The sequence below is a fragment of the Enterocloster sp. OA13 genome (assembly GCF_022440595.1).
Taxonomy (GTDB): domain Bacteria; phylum Bacillota; class Clostridia; order Lachnospirales; family Lachnospiraceae; genus Enterocloster; species Enterocloster hominis.
Window position 1 is genome coordinate 5,360,022 of record NZ_JAKNTF010000001.1, and the last position, 15,521, is coordinate 5,375,542.

Annotated in this window: 21 protein-coding genes; 14 read left to right on the forward strand and 7 right to left on the reverse strand. The window is 43.0% G+C overall.

The genetic code is table 11. The annotated features are described in order from the left end of the window. The first annotated feature begins 22 nt into the window (after nt 1-22). Nucleotides 23-871, forward strand: coding sequence for a MerR family transcriptional regulator (locus tag MCJ35_RS23730; RefSeq protein WP_025484957.1), 849 nt, complete (start codon nt 23-25; stop codon nt 869-871). 110 nt (nt 872-981) lie between these two features. On the opposite strand, the gene MCJ35_RS23735 is transcribed toward MCJ35_RS23730, so the two are convergent. Together MCJ35_RS23735 and MCJ35_RS23740 are read right to left on the reverse strand one after the other, a co-directional pair. Continuing rightward, nucleotides 982-2,130 carry a DUF2812 domain-containing protein gene (locus MCJ35_RS23735; protein ID WP_025484956.1) on the reverse strand — a complete coding sequence of 383 codons (1,149 nt, stop codon included), beginning with the start codon at nt 2,128-2,130 and terminating at the stop codon, nt 982-984. 183 nt (nt 2,131-2,313) lie between these two features. Next, nucleotides 2,314-2,619 carry a DUF6506 family protein gene (locus MCJ35_RS23740; protein WP_025484955.1) on the reverse strand — a complete coding sequence of 102 codons (306 nt, stop codon included), beginning with the start codon at nt 2,617-2,619 and terminating at the stop codon, nt 2,314-2,316. 231 nt (nt 2,620-2,850) lie between these two features. Between MCJ35_RS23740 and MCJ35_RS23745 the strand changes: the two genes are divergently transcribed. The 3 genes from MCJ35_RS23745 to MCJ35_RS23755 all read left to right on the forward strand — a co-directional run bounded on the left by MCJ35_RS23745 (nt 2,851) and on the right by MCJ35_RS23755 (nt 3,865). Further along, on the forward strand, nt 2,851-3,183 hold the full coding sequence (locus tag MCJ35_RS23745; RefSeq protein ID WP_025484954.1) for a hypothetical protein: 333 nt from the start codon (nt 2,851-2,853) through the stop codon (nt 3,181-3,183). A 12-nt stretch (nt 3,184-3,195) separates the two neighbouring features. Beyond that, nucleotides 3,196-3,387 carry a helix-turn-helix transcriptional regulator gene (locus MCJ35_RS23750; RefSeq protein ID WP_025484953.1) on the forward strand — a complete coding sequence of 64 codons (192 nt, stop codon included), beginning with the start codon at nt 3,196-3,198 and terminating at the stop codon, nt 3,385-3,387. Between the two features lie 67 nt (nt 3,388-3,454). Next, entirely contained in the window at nt 3,455-3,865 is a 411-nt protein-coding gene (locus MCJ35_RS23755) for a helix-turn-helix transcriptional regulator (protein ID WP_025484951.1), read from the forward strand. 61 nt (nt 3,866-3,926) lie between these two features. Here MCJ35_RS23755 and MCJ35_RS23760 read toward each other — a convergent pair whose 3' ends face one another. The 5 genes from MCJ35_RS23760 to MCJ35_RS23780 form a co-directional block, all read right to left on the reverse strand. Further along, nucleotides 3,927-4,106, reverse strand: a complete 180-nt coding sequence (locus tag MCJ35_RS23760; protein ID WP_081739159.1) for a PspC domain-containing protein — start codon at nt 4,104-4,106, stop codon at nt 3,927-3,929. 94 nt (nt 4,107-4,200) lie between these two features. Beyond that, on the reverse strand, nt 4,201-4,701 hold the full coding sequence (locus tag MCJ35_RS23765; protein WP_025484949.1) for a DUF5626 family protein: 501 nt from the start codon (nt 4,699-4,701) through the stop codon (nt 4,201-4,203). Between the two features lie 36 nt (nt 4,702-4,737). After that, the gene (locus MCJ35_RS23770) at nt 4,738-5,166 is read right to left on the reverse strand and encodes a helix-turn-helix domain-containing protein (protein ID WP_162158537.1); all 429 of its coding nucleotides are present in this window, start codon (nt 5,164-5,166) and stop codon (nt 4,738-4,740) included. 367 nt (nt 5,167-5,533) lie between these two features. Further along, nucleotides 5,534-5,971, reverse strand: coding sequence for a helix-turn-helix domain-containing protein (locus MCJ35_RS23775; RefSeq protein WP_025484947.1), 438 nt, complete (start codon nt 5,969-5,971; stop codon nt 5,534-5,536). Between the two features lie 115 nt (nt 5,972-6,086). Then, nucleotides 6,087-6,842: a hypothetical protein gene (locus MCJ35_RS23780; protein WP_025484945.1), complete on the reverse strand. Its 756-nt coding sequence runs from the start codon at nt 6,840-6,842 to the stop codon at nt 6,087-6,089. Nucleotides 6,843-6,971: 129 nt separating this feature from the next. On the opposite strand from MCJ35_RS23780, the gene MCJ35_RS23785 reads away from it, so the two are divergent. The 10 genes from MCJ35_RS23785 (at nt 6,972) to MCJ35_RS23825 (ending at nt 15,515) form a co-directional block, all read left to right on the forward strand. Continuing rightward, nucleotides 6,972-7,280, forward strand: a complete 309-nt coding sequence (locus MCJ35_RS23785) for a helix-turn-helix domain-containing protein (RefSeq protein ID WP_025484944.1) — start codon at nt 6,972-6,974, stop codon at nt 7,278-7,280. Nucleotides 7,281-7,542: 262 nt separating this feature from the next. Beyond that, nucleotides 7,543-7,989, forward strand: coding sequence for a DUF4320 family protein (locus MCJ35_RS23790; protein ID WP_025484943.1), 447 nt, complete (start codon nt 7,543-7,545; stop codon nt 7,987-7,989). 10 nt (nt 7,990-7,999) lie between these two features. Then, nucleotides 8,000-8,491, forward strand: a complete 492-nt coding sequence (locus tag MCJ35_RS23795; protein WP_025484942.1) for a hypothetical protein — start codon at nt 8,000-8,002, stop codon at nt 8,489-8,491. 62 nt (nt 8,492-8,553) lie between these two features. Next, the gene (locus MCJ35_RS23800) at nt 8,554-9,135 is read left to right on the forward strand and encodes a DUF6550 family protein (RefSeq protein WP_155858450.1); all 582 of its coding nucleotides are present in this window, start codon (nt 8,554-8,556) and stop codon (nt 9,133-9,135) included. A 77-nt stretch (nt 9,136-9,212) separates the two neighbouring features. Then, a complete protein-coding gene (locus MCJ35_RS23805; protein ID WP_155858449.1) occupies nt 9,213-10,901 on the forward strand; it encodes a DUF8193 domain-containing protein in 1,689 nt (562 codons plus the stop codon). Beyond that, nucleotides 10,876-11,346, forward strand: a complete 471-nt coding sequence (locus tag MCJ35_RS32330) for a prepilin peptidase (protein WP_051400633.1) — start codon at nt 10,876-10,878, stop codon at nt 11,344-11,346. Before MCJ35_RS23805 ends, MCJ35_RS32330 begins: the two co-directional genes overlap by 26 nt. Nucleotides 11,347-11,488: 142 nt before the next feature. After that, a complete protein-coding gene (cpaB, locus tag MCJ35_RS23810; RefSeq protein ID WP_025484938.1) occupies nt 11,489-12,367 on the forward strand; it encodes a Flp pilus assembly protein CpaB in 879 nt (292 codons plus the stop codon). A 4-nt stretch (nt 12,368-12,371) separates the two neighbouring features. Then, on the forward strand, nt 12,372-13,241 hold the full coding sequence (locus MCJ35_RS23815) for a CpaE/TadZ family protein (protein WP_025484937.1): 870 nt from the start codon (nt 12,372-12,374) through the stop codon (nt 13,239-13,241). Next, nucleotides 13,225-14,595, forward strand: a complete 1,371-nt coding sequence (locus MCJ35_RS23820) for an ATPase, T2SS/T4P/T4SS family (RefSeq protein ID WP_025484935.1) — start codon at nt 13,225-13,227, stop codon at nt 14,593-14,595. Before MCJ35_RS23815 ends, MCJ35_RS23820 begins: the two co-directional genes overlap by 17 nt. Beyond that, nucleotides 14,595-15,515 carry a type II secretion system F family protein gene (locus MCJ35_RS23825; protein WP_025484933.1) on the forward strand — a complete coding sequence of 307 codons (921 nt, stop codon included), beginning with the start codon at nt 14,595-14,597 and terminating at the stop codon, nt 15,513-15,515. The genes MCJ35_RS23820 and MCJ35_RS23825 overlap by 1 nt, the downstream gene beginning before the upstream one ends. Nucleotides 15,516-15,521: the final 6 nt, after the last annotated feature.

The following is a 15,521-nucleotide window of genomic DNA, read 5'->3' on the forward strand; positions in this document are numbered from 1 at the left end:
CAACGAAAGGAGAATAACATCAATGAAAAGCGTAAGAGATGTAGCGGAAATTACAGGGCTAAGTATAAGGACATTGAGGTATTATGATGAAATTGGATTGCTGAAGCCTACTCAATTAACAGAAGCCGGTTACCGCTTGTATGACAACAAAGCATTGGAAACGTTACAGGAAATCATGTTCTTTAAGGAAATGGAGATTCCGCTGGTTGACATTAAGAAAATAATGGAAAATCCTGATTATGATAAGGAACAAGCCCTACTAACTCACAAAAAGTTCTTAATCAGTAAACGCAATCGTTTAAATGGAATTATTGAGTTAATAGATGATGTTATGAAAGGGGTCAATACTATGAGTTTTGAAGCATTTAATGATGAAGACATTAATAAAATTTTAGACCACGCGCTTAAACCCCTGGGGGATGATTCCGTTAGGGCAATTGTGGAGGAGTATGGAAGTGTGGAAGCCTTTCGAGAAAAATATGCGGAACATATGAAAGATGAAAAAATATGTACACACTATATTAAGTTATTTGGAAGTAAGGAAAAAATGTTAGAAACAAGTTTAAAGGAACCTTTAGATCAAGAATCTCTTAATAAGCTAAAAAATGAAAGCGTAGAAATTACCGAGCAGTTTGTAAAAGCCAAAGAATCTGGCAACGAAAATATAACTATGGATGCTGTGGCAAAATTAGCCAATAACACTAAACGCTTTATGCGAATTGATAATGCAAGATATTTACTTCTTAAAATAGCAGATCATTATTTACATCCACATGGCGATACCACAGCGATTGAGGCAATGGAGAAAAAATATGGGACAGGGATTACAGAATATATTGGCAGTGCTATAAAACGATATTATGGAGACTAAAAAGACTTATAAAACTCCTTCCCTGTCACCAGGTCATTATTATGCAGGCCCAGAAAAATATCAACTGTTAATTTTTTCTGGGCCTGCATATTTTAATAGATTATATAAACTTATGCCCACTTCTTCGCTACTGCCTGGAGGATAGAAATTAATTCTTCACGGCCATGGTCTGGATATGTCACTAAACAGACATAATCTCCTTTCACCGCAATGCATTCCAGCTGCCCAGATATCCATGCATGATCAAGTCCTGATATATCCACTTCAGTAAAATCTTCTATTGAATCCGTAAACACCCCATCCTTCATCAATGAATCCACCAATCGTGCAGTCATATCACTATTTTTCAAATGATAGACATCCTGTTGCATCCAGACTTCATTGCCAGTGACATCAACTACTTCATAGGTATTCCAATGCCCACTCAAAAGCGATTGTTCAAAAACAACTCTGCTGGTTCTATTTTTTATAAAGCTTTGCGTTCTTACTCCATTCACACCAATATCTGAAAGTACAAGATATGGTCCATCCGATTGCATCGGCATTTCATGATTGGAACGTCCTCCCCACTGGCCGACAGCTAATATACTAGAAAATAAGACGGCCAGAAACAATATCCGGTTAAAAAATTGCAAATACATGCTTCTGGATCGCAGACGATCAGCTGGTAAACCGGCTTTGATTTTAATGCATAGTTGTTTCAAATACCATATACTGCATAGGTCCTTAAATAAAAACCACAGAAAAATCAGCAATAAACAAATCGCTCCTGCAGTATCTTCAACCCAGCCACGATAAATAGAGGCTGTAAAATGACGCATTCCTCCGGCACTGCTGAGCAAGGCGCCTAATAGCAAAAAAAGAAAAAGGGATAGAGGAATCTGAAGCAATGAGTTGATATATCGTTTTTTTAGTTTCTTTATTGTTTCTTCCTGCTGATCTGGCGTTAAACATAATTCTGAAGCACCACTATTCTGAGGCGTCCGAAACACATATATAAAACCTTGTCCCGTTATAAATTCCCATCCACTATTTTCATATACAGCCATCTGTTCTGCCAAAAATGGCAGCCCCTCTGATGCGGCCGGCATTACAACTACAATACGATACTGCATTTCCCTTGGTTCTGCGCGATGAAAACGGCTTAAAAACACTCCTCGTTTTACAAGGTGCCACCCCCTCGCTGCCATCTTTGCATAAAAACGTTCTGATTCATTTACTGCCAACTCTTGGGGATGAAGTGCATATCTATAGCCCATCTTCTCAGTCCTCCGAATCCTTCCGACTCAAAAAAAGACAAAAAGCAACAGGTTGCGCCCCATTGCTCTCATTCGCTGTTTTATTTATTCTACTCTATGTATAAAAGAAAATCTTTAATAAATACTTAATTATGGATTACATATTTTCATAATTTACTTGGATACATTTTCCAATCTTTTGTTTTATTGAAACAATTCATCACCGCTCTTAAAATCAAACCCTGGATGATGGTCGAATTTTACTGCACCTACAGAGGCTTTGCCCCTAACTGCTTTGCTCACCATGGCGGTTCCCTCATTGCCGAATCCAGCACAAAGCTCAATGGCCTTTACACCCTGATCAGCCAGTTCTTTGGCGACCATGACGCCTTCCTCATAGTTTTTTACACCAACTACCGTTAAATGTACCACTGGGGTATCCACCACGGTACGGTGTTTTGTATAATCAACTTCCGGTGCTACAAAAATAAAGGCTGCATTTACTTTCATACAAATCCTCCTATCCTGCTTTCCGCAGATGAATTCCGTTTTATTATGGAATGGTTTAGGGTTATTTCGTGAAATATTTTCTGTTTGATTATACAACTCCTCAATAAAGGTGTCAATTCTCTTATATTTTATTTTTGCAAAAAGTAAAGAGCTCTTGACATTTCTGATTAATGTGTTACAATGAAAAAAGTAAAGAACTTTTAACATTTTCCATTGTGAGGAGGTATCACTATGAAACAGATGGATGAAATGGATAGAAATCTAAAGCTTCACTCTGAAGAGTTCGGATTTAAAACAGCGGTTCTGATCCTGGCCGTCTATACCCTTTTTGAAGGCTATAAAAACATTTTTAACTATGGCAGTTATAATCCCCTGCCCGGCTTTATCCTGATCACAGTTTTATGTGTACAGCGTTTTTCCGAAATGTCTATGAAAAGAAAGATGATTGCTGGCGATGATGAATATAAAGAGCCAAATAAGCTTTTGTGGAGCATTGTCATAGGTATTGCCGTTTTTACAGTGATTTTATCAATAGGTTCCTTTCTGCTTTTTAACCTTCACTAGGCAGGATACGGTATGAGAAATAATATAAAACAATTGAGGAAACAGGCTGGACTGCGGCAGGAGGATATGGCTACTCAACTGGGGGTAAGCCGGCAAACGATTATTGCCATTGAAAATGATAAATATAATCCCACTTTGGAATTGGCAATGAAGATTGCTAAATTGTTAAACTTGAAAGTGGAGGATATTTTCTTTTTAGACTAAACTATTACCGAGCTGGTTAAATCCAGGTTTATGAAGTCCGCCATCGATGATCAAAGAGGGAGGCATCTTGAAAATAGATAGATTATTAGGGCTATTGACTATTCTTGCAAATACAGACAAAATAACGGTTCAAGAACTTGCAGCTCGATTTGAAGTATCAAGAAGAACTATATTCCGTGATTTAGATACATTAAACCGGGCAGGTATACCGATTATTTCTTATCCGGGAATAGGTGGCGGTGTAGCGGTTATAGAGGGTTACAAGTTAAAAAACCAAATCCTTTCAACCGACGACATCAAAGAAATATTTACTGCTCTTAACGGGCTGAAAAGCATTGATAACAGTAGCTCTATTTCAAACTTAATTGCAAAACTGGTACCAGAAAATGAAACTGTTATTTTTTCTCAGAGTGATTATGTAATAGATTTACGGTTCTTAATCTTTCCCTGCACTAAATCAAAGGTTTCCTGCCTATGATAGGCTCGTAGTAGTTCTCCACGGTTATCCAAACAAAATTATTACATACTTATAGTTTAGTTTAAAGCATAGGATTTTCTGGTAAAAAGCAGCCTAAAACGATATACGCTACCATTCCAATTCCAGAAAAAAGGAAAAGTAGCCTAACAATTAGAGGGCTAATATCTAAATATTCAGCAATTCCCCCGCAAATTCCTAACAAGATTCGGTTATGCTTCGACCTATATAATTTTTTAGCCATTAGAATTTCACCTCATCAATTAATTTTTTATTGGTTTAAAAAGTGTGCCAAATTAAAAACATGGCACACTTTTGCTAAAACGGATTGACGCATTTTAGTAAATAGTATTGGTTACTACCAGATTTGAACCACTAATTTGGGCAATTAAAGATCCTGAAGCTCCCAGAATTTCCGGTAGAGGATCGGGAATTTTATATGTCAATTTATATGTGGCTTGCGACGACGTATAACTAAGGGAATCGCCAGTTACGCTAACACCAATGGCGGTATAGCTCTCATCATAAGCATTAGTAATTTTGCCAGTAGAGCTAATGTCAATTTTGTAAAACGCACTTAATGGCCCGTATACATAAATATCCCACGCACCGGCTGACCAAGGTTCTGATGAACGTGTAGACGTATTTGACGGTTTAATTCCAATGGTGATCTCATTGCCTTCTGTGTCATAATATGTATAAACCTGTTCCGACTTATCATTTAAGTCAAACACAACTGTTTTCTCTTCTGGTGACGCCTCCCTGTCGGCAGCCAAAGCCGAAAATGAAAAACAAAACATTAAGATTGTTGATATAACTAACGTTGATATTCTTTTCATAATAATCTTCCTCCTAGTATTGTTGTATTATTTATTCTAATCCATTTTAGCCTTAATAAAATTTATCAGACGAACCAATAGAAAAATCGCTAATAGGATAAAATTAAAATCCAATACCCAAAAAAGCATATGTGTACTCATGCAAACCAACACAAAACAAATTAAAAAATCAATTATTACAAATAATAACCATATCCTTGGACAGATATTTCCACTCTGCTTCTTTCTAACATCAGATATTTTTTCATTTTGCAAGTTATAGTTATTATCCATTAATTCATCTATAGATACTTTATATATTTCACTTATTTTTTTAATAAATATGGCGTCTGGACAACTTTTACCGGTTTCCCATTTTGATAAAGTTTGCCTGCTAATACCTAATTCCCTTGATACCTCAACTTGTGAGAGCGAAGCCTTTTTTCGCAGGCACAATAATTTCTCACTAATTTCTTTTTCTTCCATAAACTTAACCATCCTCCTTGAATTGAACTTGAATATATCATCACTTTACTATAAGTGACAAGAGTATTATCGTTGCATTAGGTTCATATTCGTTGCTAGTTGTTCTCCCTTGCCCATGTTTGCGATAATGATGGCCATAAGACTGCCTAACTCCCGTAAATCCTGCTTTTTCATGTCCCTTTCAAATAAAGTTCTCTATAGTGGTTTATAGCTGATTGTCACTCATTATATCATTATTATTGCCGTACAGGCATGGTACAAGGAAAATAAGGAAGGTCTATTTCCACTATAAACATAGAAAAAGGCGAAAACAGATTAAAATGTGGGTAGACTGACATACCCTCCAGCCTGCCCACTGCCATAATGATTACGCATCTAATATAATTTCATAAACACAGGATAATCCGTCCCTCAAGAAAGAGCGCTGTACGTTTGCCTGTACGTCTCTCCCCAAAACTTTTGAAAACATTTTTCTGGCATAATGTGCTGAGCAGTCGCAAAGCGCTGGTGATACATTCCCCTGGAGAGCCGCTGTTATAGGGCAAACGCAATAGTCTTTATTTTCGTCCACCAACAACTGGCTATTCTCTTTATCAATACTAACAATCCACCCATACTCGTTATGTAAAAACTCAATGAAGCCTTCCAGATCTCCGACGTATTTTTCAAGCTGCTGCTCCATATTATTCACTCTGTAATGCAAGCCGGCGCAATGTTCCAGGCACGCGCGTTTTACTTCCGGCGAGCAATTATCTTCTATCCCTTCTAGCAGGCAAGCCGCCCATTGCGCATGAAAATTTTCCATGTCATCTCCTCCATTCGTTATATTTCTTTTAACAGATGAATTTACTATATCACAACAGGCTATTATTTTTAATGCATATATTGGAACACCGCATGGATATATTGTTATTCTTCATTCATCCTGTTATTTTTTCAAACAATTTATTTAGTACCTCATTTTCTTTATTAAGTGCATCTGCAATGGCAAAAATACCTTTGACAACATCAAAGTTACCTAACTGGGCTTTCGCACCATCCCCAAATGTTTCTATCAGGCCGTGCAGGTTCTGATATCCAGCCAAGGATTCTTCCAATTCGGTTGCCAGATCAGCCAGGCTAACCCGGTTATCCATAATATTCATCATTGACACCGCATCGGAGACTCCCCGCACGTAACTGATATGCTCCTGGCGCTCCATGGCCTGGCTGTTGATTTGCCTATAAAGTGTTAGTTCATCCTTTAAGGGACCCTCCTCGGCCATTTCCTGCAGTGTGTCCAATGCTTCTTCTGATTTACGCAAAAGTTCCTGCAAAATACTGTCACTTTCCAGCTGTTTTCCTCGACGTTCTTCCATATTATTTCTTGCCATCATCGCCCACTCTCCAAATTTTAAATCCGGTTTATCCGCCCAAATATGGCTATATCCATTTGCGATTATATAAATCTGGTAAAAGGCTGCATTTTCCAATGGCGCCCACTCCGGAATATTATCGATGTCATCTGAATAAAATATCAGCATTCCTTCCTTACCCTGTAATTCAAAGTTTACATTAATACAGTTCGAGTCCTTTAACCGTTCTATATTTTTTACCCGGCTTTCCGGAAGCAAGGCTTTCATTAAAGCTTCTACCTCTTCCTGCGTCATATACTCTGAGTGCTTACGGTACATCATAGATTTTTCCTCCTTATGATTGATTTTTTGTTACTACATTATATCGTTAAAATTATACGATATACAAAATTATAATACAACGAATAAATGAAGTAAAATAAACGAAGAACGAAAGTATGGAGGTTGCCCATGTTTAATATCAATGAAAGAATTATCGAATTGAGGACGCAGCGGAACTGGTCAGAATATCATCTGGCTGAAAAATCGGGTATCGTCCAGTCTACCATATCCTCCTGGTCCCGTACAAATGCCATGCCAACCATTCAAAACCTGGAGAAAATCTGTAATGCTTTTGGCATTACCCTATCACAGTTCTTTTCAGAAAAAGAAGATATGTCGGTCTCTCTTACACCGCTCCAGATGGAAATGCTTTGCGGTTTTGACCGCCTTGCGCCAGAGCAGCAAGCAAACCTAATCCGCTTTTTGATGTCCCTATGATACGCAATTTCACAGTTATTCTTTCCCGCCAGATATTTTCCATTCTTATTTATCAGTTGAATTTATATACGAATCGGCATTTTATCTGCCAACAAAAAGGCACGGATATGGCGCAAAAACCAGAAAAAGTGGCACGCTTTTGCAATTTACACCGTAAATTCCACATGTTATGATTAGTACCGTGATACTATATATTTCAGTAAGACGAGCAGAGAAAGTTCTCCTTTCCCTGCTTTTTTACTGCCTGGAGGGAGGTGAGTGTTTGGAGAAAAAATTCCGTGATTTTCGGATGCATTGCAGAAGGCTGCTGCAGAGCGAGAAAGGGGAAATATCTTATATCAGCACCTTTATTTACATTCTGGTCGCTGTGATTATGATAGCGTTCATTATTAATGTTTTCCAAATCATCAGTGCGAAACAGCAGATGGATCATGCTGTGGATCAGATTGTAAAGCAGATACAGCTAAATGGCGGGGTAAATTCTGAAACAGATTCTCTGTTTCTTTTTTTATCTGGGGAAATATCAGGTGCTGAAGGCCTGGAGTATACTGTAGAATGCTCTGATTCGGAAGACCGGATTCAGATTGGAAGCCCTTTCTATGTTACGGTAACGGGCCGGTGCAGTCTGGGCGGTTTTTGGAATTTCCGGCTGGTGAATCTCACAATCAGATCTGTTGGCGCCGGCGTCAGTGAACATTATTGGAAATAGGAGGTAGGCTATGCTTGAGAAGATATGGAAGGAGGAACGCGGCGATCTTTCCTTCTATACTGTTTTTGTAATCCTTGCCGTAAACATGCTGATGGCCTTCCTGCTGTTATTTGCCAGTATCCGGATTGAATGCATCAATATCCGCAATGCAGCCAAAATGGAACTTAACAATGTCAGCGCGCGGATTTATGCGGATACTTTCCATTCCCAACGTGAGGCGAACCTGGGTTCCTATATGGAGGATCTGTATTTCAGCTCCGACTATCAGGAAGCACTCCGCTATGATTTTATTCAGGGACTGACAGATCGGATTCCGATGGAAAGTGAGGACTATTCTTTGTCCAATATTAGCCTGGACTTCAGGCAGCATGGGGATAATGATGGAAAAATCGAATACATTTTTTCCTGCAATGCTGAATTCCGGATCCAAATGTTCGGGGAAATATTTCCCCCGCTCTCGTTTCCCATCACCCTGACAGGATCGCATAATACAAAATATTGAAAAAATTGTTGGCTTTTGCGCGAAAAAAACGTATATTTAAGTAAAAGACAGAAGGGAGACTTATGATGAAGAACAAAAAAGTAATTGCTTCGCTGCTTGGAATCGCCTGTGTGGCCATACTGATCGGTGTAGTAGCCATGACACCTAAAACCAAACACACCTTCACACCGGAAGTGACAGAAACCGCCTCCAATGACTCCTGGGAGGAAAAATATACATCGGCCTCCTCCGAGCAGGCCACACCGCTGGAGACAGAAACCGCTCCTGTTACCACAGACGGTTCTGCAGATGATAAAACACAGACGATTGTGACAGAGGATGATAAAACGGTGGTGACGGAACTGACGCCGGCTGCCGAGAAAGAAAAAGTCCAGACAGATACAAAACCGACATCCCCTCCAGAGGATTCAGAGAAACATGGGCGTCTTCCCTCCTGTGACATTCCTGACAGCGAACCGGCGCCAACCTCCGCTCCGCAACCCCCTGCACCGGATCCGGAACCTGTAACTGAAGCTCCCCAGAGCGACGGCCACGAAGGCCAGGTATATGATCCTGTATTCGGCTGGATGACTCCTGGAGCTGCTGAAGGCCAGGTAATTGATAATGACGGCGATGTTAATAAGCAGGTCGGTACAATGAATTAAATAAACAGTTTACCAATTGTCGGAGACATGGATTATGCCATGTCTCTTTTTCTATCCCCAAAAGAAAGGAAATCCTCATGAAAGCAATTTTTCGCAGGACAATCTGCCTGCTTTTGCTCATGCTGTCTGTCTTCCCGCTCAATGTCCTTGCTGCGGGCAGCGGCAACATGGACGGAGGCGGATCAGGGATGGGGCAGGGAAGCTCAACAAATTACTGGTCGCCGGGGAACGATGGTGTACGCATTACTGTCGTAAATGCTTCCTCTGGTTCAGCAGCCAGCTCGCCTGTAGATTTTTCCAATAAAACTTTTTCGCAGACGATTATCCATTTTGCAAAAAAAAGCAAGATGGAGTACCTGGCCGGCGCTGCCCTGGAACCGGAGGGCGGTACCTATATTTACCAGATTCCAGCCACCACCATGCCCTATATTATGACGAGCAATTCCAAACCGGCCAATATGGAAGCCACCAAACGCTATTTCTGTTCTGAGTATGCCGCCCAGATGGTTGCCGATGCAACCGGCATATCTTACGACAGCTTAATAAGCGGTGAATACAAACTGGTAATCGAGCCGATTGGCTATTTTACCTTCAATGGCACTTTTTATGCTATGACTGCAACGGAAGCCGCCCTATATAACCAGGCTTCTGGAGGTGCCTTGGCTGCAAGACTTCCCAGCACGGTGCATCGCAATCTTCCCCTGGCACTCTTTTTAGAGACAGCAGACCTCGGGTTTCCTGCCTGGACAGGCAGCTCCACCGCTTCCGTCAATGACAACCAGATTATTTCTTCTCTCGGTATTGGAATTGTCAGTTATGAGGCTGCACCGGAGATTGATATCGAAGCGCCGGATGTCACCTACCGCGTGGATACGGATGTCATTACCAGTATCACACTGACCACCAGTTCGGAGATTAATCCGGACCATCCGGCCAGTGTCACGTTCCACATTGACGGACGCTCTTATACCGTCAACAATATCGTGATACCGGAAGGCGGCTCCCAGGTGGTGTGGGCCAAATGGCACACCCCGTCTTCACCAACCAGGCTGACGATAACCGCTTCCGTTCGCAAAGCGGCTGCAGCAAAGACCAGTTTTGTTGCAGACATCGTGGATCTGAGTGAAAATCCACCGCCTGATCCACAGGCAACAGACACAAATCCCCGTTTCACTGTACCCGGTATCCCATCCAACCCGCAAAACAAATCCGCTTCCTGGAGTGTATGGTATGCTTACTGGGTTCCGGACTGGGATTGGTGCGATCATGGCGATGAAGGGGGACACTGGGTAGATAATGGATGGTGGGAATTTGATACAGATGATTATACAGCCTCCCTGACCGGTACCATGGAAATCCTGCCGGATGATAAGGTTCCCACTGCCGATGGCAGAAGCATGAAAAGCGGCTATGGAATCAAGGAAACAGCCCATGCAAAACTGACTGTCAATGCTCCCTCCAGTCATTATGCCCCAGCCCAGACTGCTGTTTCCTATTTTCCGGAATTCAAATATAAGGAATACTGGCGCCTTTTAAGCTGTAGCGGAGGCTTAAACGCCACATTTCAGTTCCAGCCAAACGAATACTCTACCTATGACAGGAAAGTCCATTTTACTCCCCTGTGGTTCCCGGATCAAACCAGTTATACCGTTTATACCTACGTGCTAGATGCCTGGACGCCTTCCGGAATGTTGTCCGTCAACCTGAATGATTCTGTAGAAATAGATGGGAGTTTATATGATGATTGGTTTAGCAAGAGGGAATAGCCTGGTCTTATATTACCAGGTGTCCACATTTTGCATACTTGCATTGTTTGCTCTTTACGATATCCGGTACCACAAGATACGGGATGTAGCCCTATTATGTTTCCTGCCATGGTGCTTATTATCCCTGACGGTACAGGGTCTTTCCACCGGTCTGCCCGCTTTGTTCCTGCTCATGAAAGCCTGTTTTGGCTTTTTGAATGGAGGATTGATTCTTTTCCTTATTACACTGGCAACCCACGGCGGCATCGGTGGAGGGGATATCAAGTTGACGGCTCTGCTTGGATTAATCTGTGGTACCATCGGGATCTGCATCCTGTTAACTGCAGCCGCCCTCACTGCCCTCATCTTTCTCTTTCTACAATCCGCCAGATCCGGAAAACAAAAAATGAGGCTTCCCTTTGCTCCATTTCTGCTTATCGGGTTCTTGATTGTTTGGCTTATATAGGAGGACTTGATATATGTTAATTTGCATCACCGTCGCCGGCTTTTTATTGCTGGCGTTTCTTTTTATCCTGTTCCTGGGATATGCCCTGATGTACCACGCATTTGCATTTTTAGACCAAAACCGCTAAAGGAGAGACGCAGAAATGAAAATGAATAACCGATTTATCTATGGCATCCTCAGCATCGTGCTGGCTGCCATCATTGCCTTTGTTGCCATCCCGGCTGTCACCAGAAGGACAAGCAGCACCACGCAGATTGTACGGGTGGTGAAGGAATTAGAGCGTGGACAGCAAATCAAGGCAGAAGACCTGGAGCTTACTGAGGTAGGCGGCTTTAACCTGCCGGAAAATGTGGCAGTACATATTGAAGATGTGGCAGGCGCCTATGCGGCGGCAGCCTTTATGCCCGGCGATTATATCCTTTCAAGTAAAGTAAGCGCTGCCCCCTTATCCTCTGACCCGGCCTTATATTCCATCCCTGACGGCATGGTTGCCATATCGGTCACCACACAGACACTTGCAACGGGATTATCCGATAAGCTCCAGTCCGGGGATATCATCCGGTTCTACCACTATGACAATCAGAGTGAACTGATGAATCCTGTAGCGGATATCCCGGAACTGAACTATGTAAAAGTTCTTTCTGTTACAGATTCCAAGGGATTGGATATTGATTATTCCCGGCCGCCGGACGAGGAGGAGGAAAAACTGCAGACTGCAACGATTACCGTCCTTGCCACACCGGAGCAGGCCATGCTGCTGACCCGATATGAGAATGAAGGAGTCCTGCATGTGGCTTTAATCAGCCGGGGAAATGACGCATTGGCTAAAGAATTGCTGGAGCGCCAAAGCCAGGCCCTGGATGAATTATATGGCGCCCTGGGTGATGAGACGCCGCCGGAGGCTTCCTTGGAAGAGGGTGAAAAGCCAGAGGTTGACCCCGATTCCACCGAAAACCAGGAAACAGAAAGCAGCACCGAACCGGCCACGGAAAAACAGCCAGTCGAAGAACAGGAGGAATAATGCCATGTCGAAGATTATTACTGTCTGGGGGAACCCCGGGTGCGGAAAGTCCATGTTCTGCTGTATTCTTGCTAAGGTCTTAACCGCTGGGAAACAGAAAGCCATCATCATCAATGCCGATTCTGCCACACCTATGCTGCCTGTATGGATGCCGGACCGGCTGTTAGAAAAATCAGCCTCCATCGGCGGCGTTCTTTCTTCTTTAGAAATAAATTCCGCATTGGTGGCGGAGCGGGTTGCTATCTTGAAAGATTATCCTTTCATCGGTGTTATGGGATACGCGGCCGGGGAAACTCCGTTTTCTTACCCGGAGCTTAAATACGACCGAATAAAACTGTTGATTTCTGAAACGGCCAGATTAGTTGACTATGTGATTTTAGACTGCAGCTCCAATGTCGTGAATTTCTTTACCCCTACGGCCATTGAATCCGCTGATTTATGTATCCGGATCCTGACTCCTGACCTGCGGGGAATCAACTATTTAAAAGCACATAGGCCCCTGCTTACGGATGCCAAATTCCGTTATGAGGAACATTTAACCTTTGCCGGCCTGGCCCGCCCCTTCCATGCAATTGACGAGATGGGCCATCTGATTGGAGGTTTTGACGGCATTCTCCCCTACGCAAAAGAGATTGAGCGCTGTGGAACCTCCGGGGAGATGTTCCGCGCCCTGGCTTACTGCAACCAACGCTACATCAATACCACAAAAACAGTTCTGCAGCGTTTAAAGGCACTGGATCCGGCCGAGTTGGACGAAGAGGCTGCAGACGGTACTGCCGATGAAGATGCAGATACAAATGCTGATGAGGAAACAAAAGCCAGTTTTGACAGTAACTTCAGAGAGGAGGATTTCCCAAATGGACAGTCTGAATGAGATGTTTTTTAACCATAAAGCGGCAGAAGGCCTGACATATGAAGACATCCTGGAGGATGTCCAGAAATACTGCACTGCCAACCATGCAGACACCCTGTCCGGGGAATCTGATCCGGACAATGCGAAACGGCTTTTAAAGGAATTTATCCTCCAGTACCTCATGAAGTGCAGCTATTCCATGGAAGGGATGTCCATGGAGGGGCTTTGCGAAAACCTTTATGAGGATATGGCCGGATTTTCCTTTTTGAAAAAGTGGATCTATAAAAAGGGGATTGAGGAGGTGAACATTAACGCCTACAACGATATTGAAGTGATTATGAGCGGCGGCCGTTCCATGAAGATTCCGGACAAATTCAAGTCCCCACAGCACGCCATTGATGTCATCCGTCGGCTTTTGAGTACCTGTGGCATGGTAATTGATGATACCATGCCCTCTGTCATTGGCTATCTGGATAAAAACATCCGGATTTCTGTGGATAAAACGCCCATCGTAGATGCAGACGTGGGCATTAATGCCTCCATCCGTATCGTAAACCAGCAGTCCATCTCGCGGGAAAAGTTGATTACTGCCGGTTCCGCCACAGAAGAAATGCTGGATTTCCTGGTCTGCTGTATCCGCTACGGTGTATCGGTCTGTATTGCCGGTTCCACTGGTTCCGGAAAAACGACTGTTATGAGCTGGCTTTTATCCATGGTGCCAAATAACCGGCGCCTTATCACCATCGAGGAAGGCAGCCGGGAATTTGACCTGGTAAAACGGGATGAGCAGGGACATATCACGAACTCTGTTGTACATCTTCTGACCCGTCCCCATGAGACTCCGGCATTGAATATCGACCAGGACATACTCCTGGAGAGGGTTTTGAGGAAACATCCGGATGTAATTGGAGTCGGGGAGATGCGTTCCGCCAAGGAGGCATTATCCGTAGCAGAAAGCTCCCGGACCGGCCATACCGTAGTCACTACCATCCATTCTAACTCCGCCGAGGCAACTTACCGCCGGATGATGACCCTTGCAAAACGTAAATATGATATGGCGGATGATATCCTGATGCAGATCATGGTGGAAGCCTATCCGGTGGTGGTTTTTACAAAACAACTGGAGGATGGCTCCCGAAAGATTATGCAGATTATTGAAGGGGAGGATTATTTAAACAACACGCTTGCCTACCGGACTTTATACCAATACAACGTCGTCGATAACCGCACGGTGGATGGGAAAACCAAGGTGATTGGCAAGCACCAGAAGCTGGGGAATATTTCTGACAACCTGAAAAAGCGGCTTCTGGACAACGGTATCTCTATGATAGAGCTGAACGGAATCCTCACAAAAGAAAGGAAAGGTGAGAGCTAATGCACTGGATTCAGCTTGTTATTTTTGTGCTGCTGATAAGTGGATTTTTTACTTTATTTGATATCCGCTTCACGGATTTGTTCCGCCTCCTTGCCACCGGGCAGAAAAGCACGTTGCGCGATGACATGGATGTGATACTGGGAAAGCCGGCTAAAGGCTTTTTTAACCGTGAAAATGTGGAAATTGAGCAGCTTTTAAAATCAACCGGACGGGAAGGACGTTTTACTATGGTGAAACGTATTTCTGTCCTTTTATTTGCTTTGGGCGCGGTCTTATCCCTGTTTTTAAATAACCCGTTCCTGATACCGGTACTCGGTGCAGGCTTTGCCTTTGCGCCGGTATGGTACCTGCGCTCCACTGCTGCAGTTTATAGAAAGCATCTGAATGAGGAACTGGAGACAGCTATTTCCGTTATAACCACATCTTATCTGCGGAGCGGGGATCTCCTAAAGGCTGTAAAGGAGAATATCCCGTATTTGAACCCGCCGATAAAAGTTAGTTTTGAAACCTTTATCATAGAGGCGGAAATGCTGAATGCAAACATGATCTCCACCATCAACTCCCTGAAGATGAAAATACCAAACCGGATATTCCACGAATGGTGTAATACTCTGATTCAATGCCAGTCTGACCGGAACATGAAGAATACCCTGACTTTTACCGTCCAGAAGTTCTCGGATATGCGTATTGTCCAGTCCGAACTGGAGGCAATCATAAACGAGCCAAAACGGGAAGCTTTTGCCATGATGTTTCTTGTGTTATGCAATATTCCCCTTTTGTATGTGCTAAATAAAAGCTGGTTTGAAACACTGATTTTTACCTTTCCCGGCAAAATCACCCTGGCAATCTGTGCTGCAGTCATCCTGTATTCCTTTACCCGGATCATGCAGCTGAGTAAACCCATCGAATACAAAGGTTAGGAGGCC

Coding starts and splice junctions, on each gene's coding strand:
- MCJ35_RS23730 (WP_025484957.1), top strand. CDS start 23: ATGAAAAGCGTAAGAGATGTAGCGGAAATTACAGGGCTAAGTATAAGG.
- MCJ35_RS23735 (WP_025484956.1), bottom strand. CDS start 2,130: ATGGGCTATAGATATGCACTTCATCCCCAAGAGTTGGCAGTAAATGAA.
- MCJ35_RS23740 (WP_025484955.1), bottom strand. CDS start 2,619: ATGAAAGTAAATGCAGCCTTTATTTTTGTAGCACCGGAAGTTGATTAT.
- MCJ35_RS23745 (WP_025484954.1), top strand. CDS start 2,851: ATGAAACAGATGGATGAAATGGATAGAAATCTAAAGCTTCACTCTGAA.
- MCJ35_RS23750 (WP_025484953.1), top strand. CDS start 3,196: ATGAGAAATAATATAAAACAATTGAGGAAACAGGCTGGACTGCGGCAG.
- MCJ35_RS23760 (WP_081739159.1), bottom strand. CDS start 4,106: ATGGCTAAAAAATTATATAGGTCGAAGCATAACCGAATCTTGTTAGGA.
- MCJ35_RS23765 (WP_025484949.1), bottom strand. CDS start 4,701: ATGAAAAGAATATCAACGTTAGTTATATCAACAATCTTAATGTTTTGT.
- MCJ35_RS23770 (WP_162158537.1), bottom strand. CDS start 5,166: ATGGAAGAAAAAGAAATTAGTGAGAAATTATTGTGCCTGCGAAAAAAG.
- MCJ35_RS23775 (WP_025484947.1), bottom strand. CDS start 5,971: ATGGAAAATTTTCATGCGCAATGGGCGGCTTGCCTGCTAGAAGGGATA.
- MCJ35_RS23780 (WP_025484945.1), bottom strand. CDS start 6,842: ATGATGTACCGTAAGCACTCAGAGTATATGACGCAGGAAGAGGTAGAA.
- MCJ35_RS23785 (WP_025484944.1), top strand. CDS start 6,972: ATGTTTAATATCAATGAAAGAATTATCGAATTGAGGACGCAGCGGAAC.
- MCJ35_RS23795 (WP_025484942.1), top strand. CDS start 8,000: ATGCTTGAGAAGATATGGAAGGAGGAACGCGGCGATCTTTCCTTCTAT.
- MCJ35_RS23800 (WP_155858450.1), top strand. CDS start 8,554: ATGATGAAGAACAAAAAAGTAATTGCTTCGCTGCTTGGAATCGCCTGT.
- MCJ35_RS23805 (WP_155858449.1), top strand. CDS start 9,213: ATGAAAGCAATTTTTCGCAGGACAATCTGCCTGCTTTTGCTCATGCTG.
- MCJ35_RS32330 (WP_051400633.1), top strand. CDS start 10,876: ATGATTGGTTTAGCAAGAGGGAATAGCCTGGTCTTATATTACCAGGTG.
- cpaB (WP_025484938.1), top strand. CDS start 11,489: ATGAAAATGAATAACCGATTTATCTATGGCATCCTCAGCATCGTGCTG.
- MCJ35_RS23815 (WP_025484937.1), top strand. CDS start 12,372: ATGTCGAAGATTATTACTGTCTGGGGGAACCCCGGGTGCGGAAAGTCC.
- MCJ35_RS23820 (WP_025484935.1), top strand. CDS start 13,225: ATGGACAGTCTGAATGAGATGTTTTTTAACCATAAAGCGGCAGAAGGC.
- MCJ35_RS23825 (WP_025484933.1), top strand. CDS start 14,595: ATGCACTGGATTCAGCTTGTTATTTTTGTGCTGCTGATAAGTGGATTT.